This window comes from Mesorhizobium sp. M2A.F.Ca.ET.042.01.1.1 (assembly GCF_003997405.1).
Classification (GTDB): Bacteria; Pseudomonadota; Alphaproteobacteria; order Rhizobiales; family Rhizobiaceae; genus Mesorhizobium.
The window spans coordinates 71,161-86,642 of sequence record NZ_RZRX01000003.1 but is presented as its reverse complement, the minus strand read 5'-3'; the positions used below and the strand labels follow the sequence as shown (position 1 = coordinate 86,642).

The window sequence follows — 15,482 nt, the reverse complement described above, 5'->3', positions numbered from 1 at the left end:
CGACAGGCGCGGCCTGCAGATCGCCGTGCATTCGATCGGCGACGGCGCGGTTCGCGCGGTGCTCGACGGCTATCAGGCAGCGGCGAAGAAGAACGGCAGGCGCGACAGCCGCCACCGCGTCGAGCATATCGAGGTGATCACGGCGCCCGACGTGCCGCGCTTCGCCGAACTTGGCGTTCTGGCTTCGATGCAGCCGGCGCATCCGCCGGGGGCGATGAACTTCCCGCTGGAGCCGACGATCTCGCGCATCGGCCGCGACAAGTGGCCGTTGAGCTATGCCTGGCGCACGCTGAAAAATGCCGGCGCGCGGGTCGTGTTCGCCTCCGACTGGCCGGTTTCTCCGGTCGATCCGATCCTGTCCATCCAGGCGGCAGTCATGCGCAAGCCTTGGGCGGAAGGCATGCCGGACCAGAGCTTCTCGTTGCGGGAAGCGATCCAGGGCTACACGGTCGAGGGCGCCTATGCGGAGTTCATGGAAGATCGCAAGGGCCGCCTGAAGACCGGCTATCTCGCCGACATCGTCGTCTTGTCGGCCGATATCGAGGCGACGGCGCCGGAAGCGCTGCACACGGTGCGCCCGGTCACCACCATCTGTGGCGGCAAGGTCACCTATCAGGCCTGAGGTGCGGCATGGGAATTGCGTTTGAAAATCAGGTAGCAGCTCCGCAGTTGCCAAGCCGCACGGCTTATGGTGACAATCAAACAGGAACACACCTGCCGGAAAGAGCAGGCTCTCTCAATGGGGTAATCGTGCCGGAACAACCGGGTAAGAACGCGATCGAAGTTCGCGGTGTTCGCAAGGTTTTCGGAACCGGCGAAAACCAGGTAGCCGCCCTCGACACGGTTTCAGTGTCGATCCGCGAAAATGAGTTTTTCACGCTGCTCGGTCCGTCTGGATGCGGAAAGACGACGCTGCTGAGATTGATTGCCGGCTTCGATTTCCCGAGCGCCGGCGAGATCCTGCTGCACGGCCAGGACATCGCGCCGCTGCCGCCGTTCAAACGCCCGGTCAATACAGTCTTCCAGAGCTACGCGTTGTTCCCGCACATGACGGTGGCGCAGAATATCGGCTTCGGGCTGGAGATGCTCGGCAAGCCGAAAGCGGAGATCGAGGCCCGCGTCGCCCAGATGCTGAAGCTGGTCAAGATGGAGGCGCTGAAGGCGCGCCGCACCAGCCAGATCTCCGGTGGCCAGCAGCAGCGCGTCGCGCTCGCCCGCGCGCTGGCGCCGCAGCCGAAGGTGCTGCTGCTCGACGAGCCGTTGTCGGCGCTCGACTACAAGCTGCGCAAGGAAATGCAGATCGAGCTGAAGCGGCTGCAGCACGAGACCGGCATCACCTTCATCTTCGTCACCCACGACCAGGAAGAAGCGCTGACCATGTCCGACCGCATCGCGGTGATGTCGGCCGGCAAGATCCTGCAGGTCGGCACGCCCTGGGATATCTACGACAAGCCCGCGGAACGCTTCGTCGCCGATTTCATCGGCGAGACCAACTTCCTCACCGCGGCCGTCACCGACATCGGCAACGGCAAGGCGCGAGCGACGCTCAAATCCGGCGCCGTCATCGAAGCAACCGTAGCCGACGGCTTCCAGCCGAAAGACAGCGCCACCGTGGTGGTCAGGCCGGAACACGCCAAGCTGGTCAAGGGCAAGGGCGAGCTGTCGGGCACCGTCGCGAACGTCGTCTATTTCGGCACCGACACGCATATCCATGTGCAGTTGGACAGCGGCGAGGCGTTCACCGTGCGCCAGCAGAACACCCGAACCGCCGGCTGTGGCTTCGAGGTCGGCGACGCGGTCGGCATCTCGATCGGCAACGACGCGGCGCAAGTGCTGAGGGACTGATGGCCACCGCGGAACAGATCGCGAGGGAAGCGGAGCGACGCGACGTGCGCACGCGTTGGCTGTTGTCGGCGCCAGCGCTGCTGATCATCCTCGTGGCGGCGACCGGGCCCTTGCTGATCGTGCTCGTCTATTCGTTCCTGACGCCCGGACCTTATGGCGATGTGAAATGGCAGTTTTCGCCAGAGGCATGGGTGTCGGTGTTCATGGAACGCGACATCTTCGACGACACGCTCTCGCTGGCGGCCGCCCACGTCACCATCTTCTGGCGCTCCATCAAGCTTGCGGTAGTGACGACGATCGCCACTTTGGCGCTTGGATTTCCCACGGCCTATTTCATGGCCACACGCAGCGAGAAAACGCGCGACATCTGGCTTTTCCTGATCACCATACCGTTCTGGACCAACCTGCTTATCCGCACGTTCGCGGTGCTGCAGATCATCCGCAATGAGGGCATCATCAACACCCTCCTGATCAAGGCGGGGATCGTCTCGGCGCCGATCCAGATCCTGTTCACCGATACCGCGATCCTGGTCGGCATGGCCTATGTCTACCTGCCGCTGATGGTGCTGCCCATCTATGCCAGCATGGAAAAGCTCGACTTCCGGCTGGTCGAGGCGGGCTACGATCTTTACGCCAATCGTTTCCAGGTGCTGCGGCGCATCATCTTTCCGCTGGTCAAGCCTGGCGTGATCGCCGGATCCATTCTCGTCTTCATCCCGGCGATCGGCGCCTATGTCACGCCAGTCGTGCTGGGCGGCGGCAAGAACATGATGCTTTCAAACCTGATCGAGCTGCAGTTCGGGCAGGGCCGCAACTGGCCGCTTGGCTCGGCGCTGTCGATTGCCGTCATGATCATCGTCATGGTGGCGCTGCTTGCCTACGTTCGAAACGCCGGACGGACCGAGGTGCGCCATGGCTAATTTCTCCATCAAGCACCAGCCCGGCTTCACGGCCATCGCCATGACCTGTTTCGTGGTTCTCTACATGCCGATCGTGGTGCTGGTCGTCTACGCGTTCAACGCCGCGACATCGACCTCCGAATGGGGCGGCTTCTCGCTGAAATGGTTTCAGTCGGCGTGGCAGAACACGCAGGTCATCGATGCCACCTTGCTGTCCTTCCAGATCGGCTCCGTCGCGGCCGTGCTTGCAACCATCGCCGCAACGATGGCTGCGCTGGCGACGACGCGGACGGCCCCGTATCGTGGCCTGACCTTCAAATATGCGGCGATCAACCAGCCTCTGATGGTGCCGGAGATCGTTACCGGCGTGGCGCTGCTGATCTTCTTCTCGCGCATCAAGATATTCACCGGCTACTCTGGCCTCGGTTATCTGGTCGCCGCGCACACGGCGTTCTGCATTCCCTTCGCCTATCTGCCCATCCGGGCCCGGCTGGAAAACATGGACCTGACGCTGGAACGCGCCGCAGCCGATCTCTATGCGACGCCCTGGCAGACCTTTCGCCGCGTCACGCTGCCGCTGCTGTGGCCCGGCATTCTGGCAGGGCTGATGCTGGCTTTCGTCATCTCGCTCGACGACGTCGTCATCACCGAATTCGTCAAGTCCGGCGGCCAGGACACGCTGCCCACCTACATGCTCGGCCAGATTCGCCGAGGGATAACGCCCGAGATCAACGCGATATCGACCGCCTTCCTGCTGCTTTCGGTCGCGATCGTCACGTTGTTTTTCTTCGTCAGCAGGAAACAAGACTGAACAGACAATGGGAGTCAAAGCATGAACTGGAAGACAACAGCGACCGCCATGGCGCTGACATTGCTCGCTTCGACTAGCGTCGTTCGCGCTGACGGTGTCCTGAACATCTACAATTGGGGCAACTACACCAGCCCGGACGTGATCAAGAAGTTCGAGCAGAAATACAACGTCAAGGTGACCATCACCGACTACGATTCCAACGACACGGCGCTGGCCAAGGTCCGCCAGGGCGGCACCGGGTTCGATATAGCGGTGCCGTCCCAGACCTTCGTTCCGATCTGGATCAAGGAAGGCCTCCTGCTCGAGACCGATCCTGGCAAGATGGAAAACTTCAAGAACGTCGCGCCGGAATGGGCCAATCCCGAGTTCGACCCGGGCCGCAAATATTCGGTGCCGTGGGCCTGGGGCACCATCGGCGTGGTCGTGAACACCGACGCCTACAAGGGGCCGGCCGATTCATGGGGTATCATCTTCAACACGCCTGACGAGTTGAAGGGCAAGGTCAACGTCGTTCCAGAAATGAACGATGTCATCTTCGCCGCCATCAAATATCTCGGCGGCCAGCAATGCACCGACGACAAAGCGATTTTGAAGAAGGTGCGTGACACGCTCGTTGCCGCCAAGCCGAACTGGATCGCCATGGAATACAACACCATCGAAAAGATGGGCGCCGGCGACTTCAAGGCCACCAGCGACTGGAACGGCTCTGCGCTGCGCCAGCGGCTGGCCAACCCGGCCATCCATTACAATTATCCGAAGGAAGGCTTCGGGCTGTGGAGCGACAATGTGGTTGTCCTCAAGGAAGCCAAGAACGTCGAGAACGCCAAGCTGTTCCAGAACTTCATCATGGATCCGGAAAACGCTGCCGGTCTTTCGGCCTTCCACCGCTACGCCAATGCCATCACCGGCTCGGAGAAATACATGCCGGCCGACATGAAGGACGCTCCGGAAGTGGTCATTCCGGCCGACGCCAAGCCGCGCGGCGAATTCCAGCGGATGTGCGCTCCCGAGGTCCAGGATATCTACACCAAGATCTGGACCGAACTGCAGAAGTAGCCACTTTGCTTGAACGGACCCGTCGGCACGCGCCGACGGGTCCGTTTTCACGTTGTCAGGGTAGTTGGTCATGGATTCCTATCGCAACTCCGATCCGCGGCCGCCGATCATGCAGGGCTCGCCGCCCAGGCTGGTGCCGCCGAAGCTCGACTGGGATAGGCCGCCATGGAACCGCTGGGCCTTCCAGCACATCCGCGAATTTCTGCCGACGGTCGAGGTGTGGCGCGGCAGCGGCCATCGCCATCGCCTGGAGCGCGCCGAAGTCGACCTCGACGAATTGCCGGTGGTCGATAGCAGCGGAGTGCCGACGACGCTCGCCGGCCTGCTCGACGAGACCTATGCCGACGGCTTCCTGGTGCTGAAGGACGGCAAGGTCGCCTATGAGCGCTATTTCAACGGCATGGACGAGCGCACGCTGCATTTGTCGCAGTCGATGGCGAAGTCGGTCACCGGGTCGGTGTGCGGGATACTGGTCGGGCGCGGTTTGATCGATCCGGCAAAGCTCGTCACCGACTATCTTCCGGAACTCGGTGAGACCGGCTGGGCCGGCGCCACCGTGCAGCACGTGCTCGACATGACGACGGGCGTGCGATTTTCCGAGGAATACACCGATCGCTATTCCGAGATCGGCCAGGTCGATGTCGCAACCGGCTGGAAGCCGATCCCACCTGGCAGCGATCCGCACTTTTCGTGGCCCTCGCACATGTACGAGCTGATCCTGCGGCTGAAGGACCGAGTGCGCCCGCATGGCGAGGCGTTCGAGTACCGCTCGATCGAGACCGACGTGCTCGCCTTCATCATGGAGCGGGTGAGCGGCAAGCGCCTGGCGCAACTCGTCTCGGAGGAGCTCTGGCAGAAACTCGGCGCCGACGAGAGCGCCTGCTTCACCGTCGACAGCGCCGGCTATGCGCTGGCCGATGGCGGCTTCAACGCGACGCTGCGCGACTATGGCCGCTTCGGGCAATTGATCCTCGACAATGGCGGCGGGGTGATCCCGGCCGACTGGATCGAGGCGACGCGCAGCGGCAGGCATGGCCCGAATTTCAGCCCTAGCCTTCCGGACGGCAGCTACCGCAACCAGTTCTGGATCGAGGATTCACACTCGCGCTCGCTGATGTGCCGCGGCGTGTTCGGCCAACTGATCCATATGAGTTGGGAACACAGGATGGTCGTGGTGAAGCTTTCGACCTATCCGGATTTCCTCAACGCCGCCTATTCGGTGGCGACGCAGAAGGCGGTGCACGCCATCGCCGCCGCATTGGCCTGAACTCCTCAAGATAGCAACCGCGAGAGTATCATGACCGGCAAAACCGCGTTTGAGACCCAATATGGCTTTGCCCGCAAGGATGTGCGGCTTGAAACTTGGCGGCTGGCGCCGTTCAACCGATGGTCGTTCCAGAATGTCGGCGAACTGGTGCCGAGCGTGCATGTCGCGGCGGCGCCCGGCGGCGAGGAGCAGGCAAAATCGCTCGGGGCGCTGCTCGAGGAGAACATCTCGTTCGCCGGCGGCAGCGAAACCGTCGAGGGCTTCTTGAAACACTCCGACACGGACGGGCTGACGATCCTGAAGGGCGGCAAGCTGGTCGGCGACTGGTCGGCGCCGCATATGCCGTTCGGAGCGCGCCACATCATCTTTTCTATCAGCAAGTCGGTGACCGCCATTCTTGCCGGCATATTGGAAGGCGAGGGGCTGTTCGATCCCAACGCGCCGGTTATTGAGTACATTCCCGAGGCCAAGGACTCCGCCTATGGCGACGCCAGCGTGCGCCACGTGCTCGACATGACGGTCAGCCTCGATTTCGAGGAAGCCTATCTCGATCCGGAAAGCGCGTTTGCCCGTTACCGCCGTTCGACCTTGTGGAATCCGGGCGGCGGGTCGGAAAGCCTCGCGGCATTCCTGCTGACGCTGGAGCGTCTCGCTGAGCCGCACGGGCAGACTTATCGCTATCGATCGCCTAATTCGGACATGCTGGGCATCCTGGTGGAGCGGGCTTCGGGCAGGCGTGTCAGCCAATTGCTCAGCGAAAAGCTTTGGCTGCCGCTGGGCGCCGCAAGCGACATGTCGGTGACGGTCGACATGGAAGGCACGGCGCGCACGGCCGGCGGCATGTCTATGACGCCGCGCGACCTCGCGCGTATCGGCGAGATGATGCGGCAGGGCGGCACGGCAAACGGCCGCCGCATCGTTCCGGAAGCCTGGGTGCGCGACACCGTCGCCACCGGCGGCAGCTATGAGGCCTGGCAGCGCGGCACGATGGCGTTCCTGTTCCCGAAGGGACGCTACCGCAACAAATGGTACCAGACCGGCCATGACAGCGGCGCCTTCTGCGGCATCGGCATCCACGGCCAGTGGCTCTACGTCAATCCGAAGGCGGAAGTGGTCATCGCCAAGATGTCGTCGCAGCCGGAACCTGTCGATGATCGGCTCGACCTCGACCTCGTCAGCTTCTTCGAGGCGCTGAGCACGATGGTCTGAGCCGTTCGGCGGGTCGCATTCACAGCTGTTTCCTGTGGACCTCCAGGGTCAGTTGAAAACGGCGTGGTTGGCGCGGCCGGCGTCCCGGCCTATGGTCGCCGCTCTTTTCGACAGGGATCGGCATGGCATCGGACATCAAGCGCATCGCAGCAATCATCGCGGCCGAGATCGGCGCACGGCCGGAACAGGCCGCGGCGGCGATCGGACTGCTCGACGAGGGCGCCACGGTGCCTTTCGTGGCGCGTTACCGCAAGGAAGTCACCGGCGGGCTCGACGACACGCAGTTGCGCGACCTTTCCGAGCGGCTCGCCTATCTGCGCGAGCTCGATGCGCGGCGCGAGACGATCGTCAGCTCCGTCCGCGAGCAGGGCAAGCTGACCGAGGAGTTGGAAGCCAAGATCGTCGCGGCAGCCACCAAGGCGGAACTGGAAGACATCTACCTGCCCTACAAGCCGAAGCGCCGCACCAAGGCCGAGATTGCCAGGGAGCGCGGCCTGGGGCCGCTCGCCGAAGCGATCCTGGCCGACCGCTCCAAAATTCCGGCCGAGCTCGCGCTCGCCTATGTCACCGACGAGGTGGCTGACGCCAAGGCGGCGCTTGAAGGCGCGCGCGACATCCTGTCGGAGCAGTTCGCCGAGAATGCCGACCTGGTCGGCAAGCTGCGCGCCTATATGAAGGAACGCGCCTTCCTGCGCGCAAAAGTCGTCGACGGAAAGCAGGAGGCTGGCGCGAAATTTTCCGACTATTTCGACCATGTCGAGCGCTGGTCGGGCGTGCCCAGCCACCGTGCGCTCGCCATGCTGCGTGGCCGCAACGAAGAGGTGCTGTCGCTCGACATCGAGGTCGATGCCGACGACGCCTCGCCGGTGAAACCGGTCGAGCGCATGATCGCCAATGCCTATGCCATCGGCGGCACGCTGCCCGGCGACAAATGGCTGATGGAGGTGGCCGGCTGGACGTGGCGGATCAAACTGTCGCTGCATCTGACGCTCGACCTGATGCGCGACTTGCGTGAACGGGCCGAGGAAGAGGCGATCCACGTCTTCGCCCGCAATCTCAAGGACCTGCTGCTCGCCGCTCCCGCCGGCTCGCGGCCGACGATGGGTCTCGACCCCGGCATCCGCACCGGCGTCAAGGTGGCGGTGGTCGACGGCACCGGCAAGCTGGTGGCGACCACGACGGTCTATCCCTTCCCGCCGAGGAATGACATTCGCGGCACGCAGGCCGAGCTTGCGGCGCTCATCCGCCAGCATAAGGTCGAGCTGATCTCGATCGGCAACGGCACCGGCAGCCGCGAGACCGAGAAGCTGGTCGCCGACATGCTGTCGGACCTGCCCGCCGGCGCCGGGCCGAAGCCGCTCAAGGTTATCGTCAGCGAGGCTGGCGCTTCCGTATATTCAGCTTCAGCGACGGCTGCTGCGGAATTCCCCGGCCTCGATGTCTCGTTGCGCGGCGCAGTGTCGATCGCCAGGCGCCTGCAGGATCCGCTGGCCGAGCTGGTCAAGATCGAGCCGAAATCGATCGGCGTCGGCCAATACCAGCACGATGTCGACCAGTACCGGCTTGGCCGCTCGCTGGAGGCGGTGGTCGAGGATGCGGTCAATGCCGTCGGCGTCGACCTCAACACGGCGTCGGCGCCGCTTTTGGCGCGCGTGTCGGGATTGGGGCCGTCGCTGGCCGAGGCGATCGTTGCGCATCGCGATGCGGCTGGGCCATTTGCCAGCCGCAAGGACCTGCTCAAGGTGGCGCGGCTCGGGCCGCGCGCCTTCGAGCAAAGCGCCGGCTTCCTGCGCATCCCGAATGGCGTGGAGCCGCTCGATGCGTCCTCGGTGCACCCGGAAGCCTATGGCGTGGCAAAGAAGATCGTTGCCGCTTGCGGCCGCGACGTGCGTGCGCTGATGGGTGACAGCGCCGCGCTCAAGGCGCTGGATCCACGCGTCTTCGTCGACGAGCGTTTCGGTCTGCCTACGGTGCGCGACATCATCGCCGAATTGGAAAAACCCGGACGCGATCCGCGCCCCGGCTTCAAGACCGCGACCTTTGCCGAGGGCGTCGACGACATCAAGGATTTGAAGCCAGGCATGCTGCTCGAAGGCACAGTCACCAATGTCGCCGCCTTCGGCGCCTTCGTCGACATCGGCGTGCACCAGGATGGGCTGGTGCATGTCTCGCAACTGGCCGACCGCTTCATCAAGGACGCGCATGAGGTGGTGAAGGCTGGCGACGTGGTGAAGGTGCGGGTCGTCGACGTCGACATCAAGCGCAAGCGCATCGGCCTGTCGATGCGCAAGGATGGCGGCGAAGGTAGCGCGCCGCGTGGCGGCCAGCGCGATCACGGCGGCGGCAAGCCGGCGCCGCGCTCGCCGGCGCCACAGCGCCAGCCGGAAAAGCCTTCGCAGGGCGCGTTCGGCGCGGCGCTCGCCGAGGCGATGAAGCGGAAGTAGCTACTAGGATCGACTGCGTTCCTTGCAATCAGTAGAGCGTTCTATACCGTCCGTGTGTGGAGAGACGCGCGATATGGCAAGTTTCGGTGAAATGAGTGTCCGTGAGCTGGCGCGTCTTTGGGACGAGGGCATGACGAGTGGCAGGTCGGTCGATGCAAACCAGGCTTTCGCCCGGATCAAAAGCAAGCTCGATGCAAAAATTGCCGAAACGCGAGCCGCAATGACACCACGCTTACAGCCGGAAGCCGAGGCGATGAAGCGGAAGTAGCTACCAGGCGAGGACAGCCGGCTCCTTGCCGATCTGGCCCGCCAGCCAGTCGCGAAAGCTGGCAACCGGCGGATGTCCCCGCTTGTCATTCGGTACGACGAGATAATAGGCGCTGCGGCTCTGCATCGGTTGGCCGGGCGCCGGCACCAACTGGCCGCGCTGCAATTCGCCTGAGATCAGGATTTCCGGCAGCAGCGCCACGCCGAGCCCCGCCATGCAGGCCTGCGCGACCGTGCCGAACTGCTCGAACTGCATGCCGGGTCCGGTCGGCGCATCGAGCCCCTGATGTTCGAACCATTCGCTCCAGGCGCCGGGGCGGGTCGCCATATGCAGCAGGGGCAGGCGGCTGATGTCGGCCGGCGTGGCGATGTCGCGGGCGGCGAGGAATTCCGGCGAAACCACCGGCATCACGGTCTCGCGCATCAGAAGCGTGCAGTCGGCATCCGGCCAGTCGGGCATGCCGTGATGGATCGCGGCGTCCAGCCGCTCGCGGGCGAAGTCGAACCGTCCGATGCGGGTGGCGAAGTTGATGGTGATATCCGGGTGCCGGGCGACGAAATCCGGGATCAGCGGCATCAGCCAGCGCGTGCCGAAGGTCGGCAGGATGGCCAGGTTGAGAACGCCGCTATGCCGATTGCTCATCAATCCAAGCGCGGCGTCGCGCAACTGGCCGAGCGCCGAGCGCACCGCTTCCGCATAGATTTCGCCCGCCGCGGATAAGCGGACATTGCGGCTGTCGCGCTCGAACAGCCGGCGGCCGAACTGTTCTTCCAACAGGTTGATTTGGCGGCTGACGGCGCCCTGAGTCAAATCGAGCTCGCGCGCGGCGGCGGTGAAGGAGCCAAGCCGCGCCACCGCCTCGAAGGCCGCAAGGGCGGCGGTGTTGGGCAAAAGGCGGCGCTGAACGTTCATGATACATTACTAACGCTCATTGATCCGCGATGCAATTTCGTTTGATTTTTCGCGTGCGCAGGCGGATAAGCCGGGCACATCAAAATACTGGGAGCCCGAGGCCATGGCCGCCGATAAGAACGCTTTCGTGTGGAACGACCCCTTCCTGATCGAGGACCAGCTTTCCGAGGACGAGCGCATGGTGCGTGACGGCGCGGCCGCCTTCGCTGCCGACAAGCTGGCGCCGCGCATCGAGGAAGCCTATGCCGAGGAGAAGACCGACCCGTCGATCTTCCGCGAGATGGGCGAGGCAGGTCTGCTCGGCATCACCATTCCGGAGGAATACGGCGGGCTCGGCGCCGGATACGTGACCTACGGCCTGGTGGCCCGCGAGGTCGAGCGCATCGATTCCGGCTACCGCTCGATGATGAGCGTGCAGTCGTCGCTGGTCATGTATCCGATCCATGCCTATGGCTCGGAAGCGCAGCGCAAGAAATACCTGCCGAAGCTTGCCTCGGGGGAATGGATCGGCTGCTTCGGCCTCACCGAGCCGGATGCGGGCTCCGACCCGGGCGGCATGAAGACGCGCGCCGAGAAGACGGCGAACGGCTATAAGCTCTCCGGCTCCAAGATGTGGATCTCCAACGCGCCGATCGCCGATATCTTCGTCGTCTGGGCGAAGCTGAAGGGCGAGAACGGCAAGGACGATATCCGTGGCTTCGTGCTGGAAAAAGGCATGAAGGGGCTCTCGGCGCCGAAGATCGGTGGCAAGCTGTCGCTGCGTGCGTCGATCACCGGCGAGGTGGTGCTGGAAGGTGTCGAGGTCGGCGAAGAGGCGCTGCTGCCCAACGCCAGGGGGCTCGGCGGTCCGTTCGGCTGTCTCAACCGGGCGCGCTACGGCATTTCCTGGGGCGCCATGGGCGCGGCCGAGGATTGCTGGCACCGGGCGCGGCAATACGGCCTCGACAGAAAACAGTTCGGCAAGCCGCTCGCCGGCACGCAGCTCTTCCAGAAGAAGCTCGCCGACATGCAGACGGAGATCGCGCTTGGCCTGCAGGGCTCATTGCGCGTCGGCCGGCTGATGGACGAGGGCAAGATGGCGCCGGAAATGATCTCGATCGTCAAGCGCAACAATTGCGGCAAGGCGCTCGACATCGCCCGCCAGGCCCGCGACATGCATGGCGGCAACGGTATCCAGATCGGCTACCACGTGATGCGCCACGCGCAGAACCTGGAGACGGTGAACACCTATGAAGGCACGCATGACGTGCATGCGCTGATCCTCGGAAGGGCGCAAACCGGCATCCAGGCGTTTTTCTAAGCCGGCAAGGCTGCTTAATTTAGTTGCAGCGCAACATCTCTGCTTGGAGAATGGCCAGCATCTATGTCAGGGTTCGGCGGATTGAAACGCCGAACTCCGGGGTACTATGGCAATTCTGGCAACCGTTCATCACCTGACCCATTACAAATATGACCGGCCGGTGGTGCTTGGTCCCCAGGTGATCAGGCTGCAGCCGGCGCCGCATTCGCGCACCAAGGTGCTCAGCCATTCGCTGAAGGTCGAGCCGAAGAACCACTTCGTCAACCTGCAGCAGGACCCCTACGGCAACTTCCTCGCCCGCTTCGTCTTCCCGGAGCCGGTGACCGAGCTTAAGATCGAAGTCGACCTCGTCGCCGACATGACGGTCTACAATCCGTTCGATTTCTTCGTTGAGGAATCGGCCGAGACCTTTCCGTTCGACTACCCGGAAGAGATCAGGGAAGATCTCGCCATCTACCGGAAACCGGAGCCGGCCGGGCCGCTGTTGTCCAAATTCATTGACAGCATCGATCGCAGCCCGACAAACACCGTCAATTTCCTGGTCGATCTCAATGCCAGGCTGCAGCGCGAGATCGCTTATATCGTGCGCATGGAGACCGGCGTCTTCTCGCCGGAGGAGACGCTTGCCGCGGCCAAGGGCTCGTGCCGGGATTCAAGCTGGCTGCTGGTGCAGATCCTGCGCAATCTCGGTATCGCCGCGCGCTTCGTCTCCGGCTATCTGATCCAGCTCAAGCCCGATCTGGTGTCTTTGGACGGGCCGCCCGGAACGTCGGTCGATTTCACCGATCTGCACGCGTGGTGCGAGGTCTATATTCCAGGCGCTGGCTGGATCGGCTTCGACCCCACTTCCGGCCTGCTCACCGGCGAGAGCCATGTGCCGCTGGCGGCGACGCCGCATTATCGCAATGCAGCACCCATCTCCGGCATGGCGAGCTTCGCCAATGTCGATTTCGGTTTCGACATGCGGGTCGACCGCATCGCCGAGCATCCGCGCATCACCAAGCCGTTCTCGGATGAGAGCTGGGAAGCGCTCGATGCGCTCGGCAACAAGGTCGATGCCGTTTTGCGGGAGCAGGACGTGCGGCTCACCATGGGCGGCGAGCCGACCTTTGTGTCGATCGACGATTTCGAGTCCGCCGAATGGAACACGGCCGCCGTCGGTCCGACCAAGCGCGACAAGGCGGACCAGCTCATTCGCCGGCTGCGCGAACGCTTCGCTCCTGGCGGTTTTCTGCATTATGGCCAGGGCAAGTGGTATCCGGGCGAAAGCCTGCCGCGCTGGACCTTCTCGCTCTACTGGCGCACCGATGGCGAGCCGGTGTGGCGCGACCCGTCGCTGATCGCGCGCGAGAATGGTAATGCCGCGATCGGTCCCGAACAGGCCGAAAGCCTGCTCACGGCGATCGCCGGCGAGCTCGGCATCGACAAGGCGATGGTCAGCGAGGCCTATGAGGATCCGGCCGAATGGCTGCTCAAGGAAGGCAAGCTGCCGGATAATGTCGATCCGTCCAATTCGAAGCTGGAAGACCCGGAAGAGCGCAGCCGCATGGCGCGCGTCTTCGAGCGCGGGTTGACCAAGCCATCGGGCTATGTGCTGCCGGTGCAGCGCTGGAACAGCCAGGCCGCTGGCCAGCGCTGGCGCTCGGAGAAATGGAAGACGAGGCGCGGCCGCCTATTCCTGGTGCCGGGCGATTCACCGGTCGGCTATCGCCTGCCGCTCGGTACACTGCCCTATGTGCCGCCGGCGCAATTCCCTTATATCGTGCCGGTCGACCCGTCCGTGCCGCGTGGCGCGCTGCCGGCGCGCGAGGCCATCTTGCCCCAGCCGTCGCCAGCTGAACTGGAAGGCGCGGACGAAATGGCACGCCGCCAGCAGACCGTGTCTTTCACCGCTGCGAGCGCGCAGCAGGACCGCGTCGAGCAGCAACTGACCGAGATCGGCGGCGCGGTGCGCACCGCGCTCACCGTCGAGCCGCGCGACGGCCGGCTCTGCGTGTTCATGCCGCCGGTCGAGGCGTTGGAGGACTATCTCGAACTGGTGGCGGCGGCGGAGAACGCGGCCAAGGCCATCGGCCTGCCGGTCCATATCGAAGGCTACGCCCCGCCGCACGATCCGCGCCTCAACGTCATCCGCGTGGCGCCAGATCCCGGCGTCATCGAGGTGAACATCCACCCGGCCGGCAACTGGCAGGAATGCGTGGCCACCACCACGACGATCTACGAGGAAGCACGGCAGTCGCGGCTCGGCACCGACAAGTTCATGATCGATGGCCGCCATACCGGAACCGGCGGCGGCAACCATGTCGTGGTCGGCGGCGCGACGCCCAATGACAGCCCGTTCCTGCGCCGGCCCGACCTGTTGAAGAGCCTGGTGCTGCAATGGCAGCGGCATCCGTCGCTGTCCTACCTGTTTTCCGGCCTGTTCATCGGTCCGACCAGCCAGGCGCCGCGCTTCGACGAGGCGCGGCACGATTCCCTTTATGAGCTGGAGATCGCACTGGCGCAGGTGCCGCATCCGGACAAGGGCGCAGCACCCTTGCCGTGGCTGGTCGACCGGCTGTTCCGCAATCTCCTGACCGACGTGACAGGCAACACGCATCGCTCCGAAATCTGCATCGACAAATTGTTCTCGCCGGACGGCCCGACCGGCCGGCTGGGGCTGGTTGAGTTCCGCGGTTTCGAGATGCCGCCCAATGCGCGCATGTCGCTCGCGCAGCAATTGCTGGTCCGTGCGATCATCGCTCGCGCCTGGAAGAACCCGCTCGACGGCCGCTTCGTGCGCTGGGGCACGTCGCTGCATGACCGCTTCATGCTGCCGCATTATGTCTGGGCGGATTTCCTCGACGTGCTGGAGGATCTGAAGCTCAACGGCTTCGACTTCCGCCCCGAATGGTTCGCCGCCCAGCTCGAATTCCGCTTCCCCTTCTGCGGCGAGGTTCAGCATGCCGGCGTCAAGCTGGAGCTCAGGCAGGCGCTGGAGCCCTGGCATGTGATGGGTGAGCAGGGTGCGATCGGCGGCACGGTCCGCTTCGTCGATTCCTCGGTCGAGCGGCTGCAGGTGCGGACGGAAGGCCTCAATCCGGAGCGTCACGCCATTGTCTGCAACGGCCGCATCATGCCGATGAAGGTTACCGACACCAGAGAGGTCGCGGTGGCCGGCGTGCGCTTCAAGGCCTGGCAGCCGGCCTCCGGCCTGCATCCGGCCCTGCCGGTCAACACGCCGCTGGTCTTCGACATCTACGACCGCTGGTCGGGCCGCTCGGTCGGCGGCTGCGTCTATCACGTCGCGCATCCGGGCGGCCGCAACTACGACACCTTCCCGGTCAACGGCAACGAGGCCGAGGCCCGACGCCTCGCCCGCTTCGAGCCACGCGGCCATACGCCGGGCGGCTATGTGCTGCGCGACGAAGAAGCCTCTGAAGAGTTCCCGATGACCCTTGACCTCAGGCGGCCGGCGAGACTCTGATCGAC

12 protein-coding genes are annotated in these 15,482 nt (G+C 64.1%); 11 read left to right on the top strand and 1 reads right to left on the bottom strand.

Going from position 1 to position 15,482, the window contains the following annotated elements; translation table 11 throughout:
• From EOA23_RS01165 to EOA23_RS01125, 9 genes are all read left to right on the top strand, one after another.
• Nucleotides 1-622 (top strand): amidohydrolase family protein (locus EOA23_RS01165; protein WP_145966391.1); only part of this gene is annotated, 622 nt, incomplete at its 5' end.
• 128 nt (nt 623-750) lie between these two features.
• Nucleotides 751-1,845 carry an ABC transporter ATP-binding protein gene (locus EOA23_RS01160; RefSeq protein ID WP_127302628.1) on the top strand — a complete coding sequence of 365 codons (1,095 nt, stop codon included), beginning with the start codon at nt 751-753 and terminating at the stop codon, nt 1,843-1,845.
• Nucleotides 1,845-2,765, top strand: coding sequence for an ABC transporter permease (locus tag EOA23_RS01155; protein ID WP_127302627.1), 921 nt, complete (start codon nt 1,845-1,847; stop codon nt 2,763-2,765). Before EOA23_RS01160 ends, EOA23_RS01155 begins: the two co-directional genes overlap by 1 nt.
• Nucleotides 2,758-3,555 (top strand): ABC transporter permease, encoded by a 798-nt coding sequence (locus tag EOA23_RS01150; protein WP_127302626.1) that lies wholly within the window; start codon nt 2,758-2,760, stop codon nt 3,553-3,555. Before EOA23_RS01155 ends, EOA23_RS01150 begins: the two co-directional genes overlap by 8 nt.
• 21 nt (nt 3,556-3,576) lie before the next feature.
• Nucleotides 3,577-4,611, top strand: coding sequence for an extracellular solute-binding protein (locus tag EOA23_RS01145; protein WP_127302625.1), 1,035 nt, complete (start codon nt 3,577-3,579; stop codon nt 4,609-4,611).
• A 70-nt stretch (nt 4,612-4,681) separates the two neighbouring features.
• Nucleotides 4,682-5,878 carry a serine hydrolase gene (locus EOA23_RS01140; protein ID WP_127302624.1) on the top strand — a complete coding sequence of 399 codons (1,197 nt, stop codon included), beginning with the start codon at nt 4,682-4,684 and terminating at the stop codon, nt 5,876-5,878.
• A gap of 30 nt (nt 5,879-5,908) precedes the next feature.
• Nucleotides 5,909-7,087, top strand: a complete 1,179-nt coding sequence (locus tag EOA23_RS01135) for a serine hydrolase (protein WP_127302623.1) — start codon at nt 5,909-5,911, stop codon at nt 7,085-7,087.
• Nucleotides 7,088-7,209: 122 nt separating this feature from the next.
• Nucleotides 7,210-9,531 (top strand): Tex family protein, encoded by a 2,322-nt coding sequence (locus EOA23_RS01130; RefSeq protein ID WP_127302622.1) that lies wholly within the window; start codon nt 7,210-7,212, stop codon nt 9,529-9,531.
• Between the two features lie 73 nt (nt 9,532-9,604).
• Nucleotides 9,605-9,799 carry a hypothetical protein gene (locus tag EOA23_RS01125; protein WP_127302621.1) on the top strand — a complete coding sequence of 65 codons (195 nt, stop codon included), beginning with the start codon at nt 9,605-9,607 and terminating at the stop codon, nt 9,797-9,799.
• On the opposite strand, the gene EOA23_RS01120 is transcribed toward EOA23_RS01125, so the two are convergent.
• Nucleotides 9,800-10,711, bottom strand: coding sequence for a LysR family transcriptional regulator (locus EOA23_RS01120; RefSeq protein ID WP_127302620.1), 912 nt, complete (start codon nt 10,709-10,711; stop codon nt 9,800-9,802).
• A 103-nt stretch (nt 10,712-10,814) separates the two neighbouring features.
• On the opposite strand from EOA23_RS01120, the gene EOA23_RS01115 reads away from it, so the two are divergent.
• Entirely contained in the window at nt 10,815-12,011 is a 1,197-nt protein-coding gene (locus EOA23_RS01115; protein WP_127302619.1) for an acyl-CoA dehydrogenase, read from the top strand.
• 106 nt (nt 12,012-12,117) lie between these two features.
• Nucleotides 12,118-15,477 (top strand): transglutaminase family protein, encoded by a 3,360-nt coding sequence (locus EOA23_RS01110; RefSeq protein ID WP_127302618.1) that lies wholly within the window; start codon nt 12,118-12,120, stop codon nt 15,475-15,477.
• Nucleotides 15,478-15,482 lie beyond the last annotated feature (5 nt).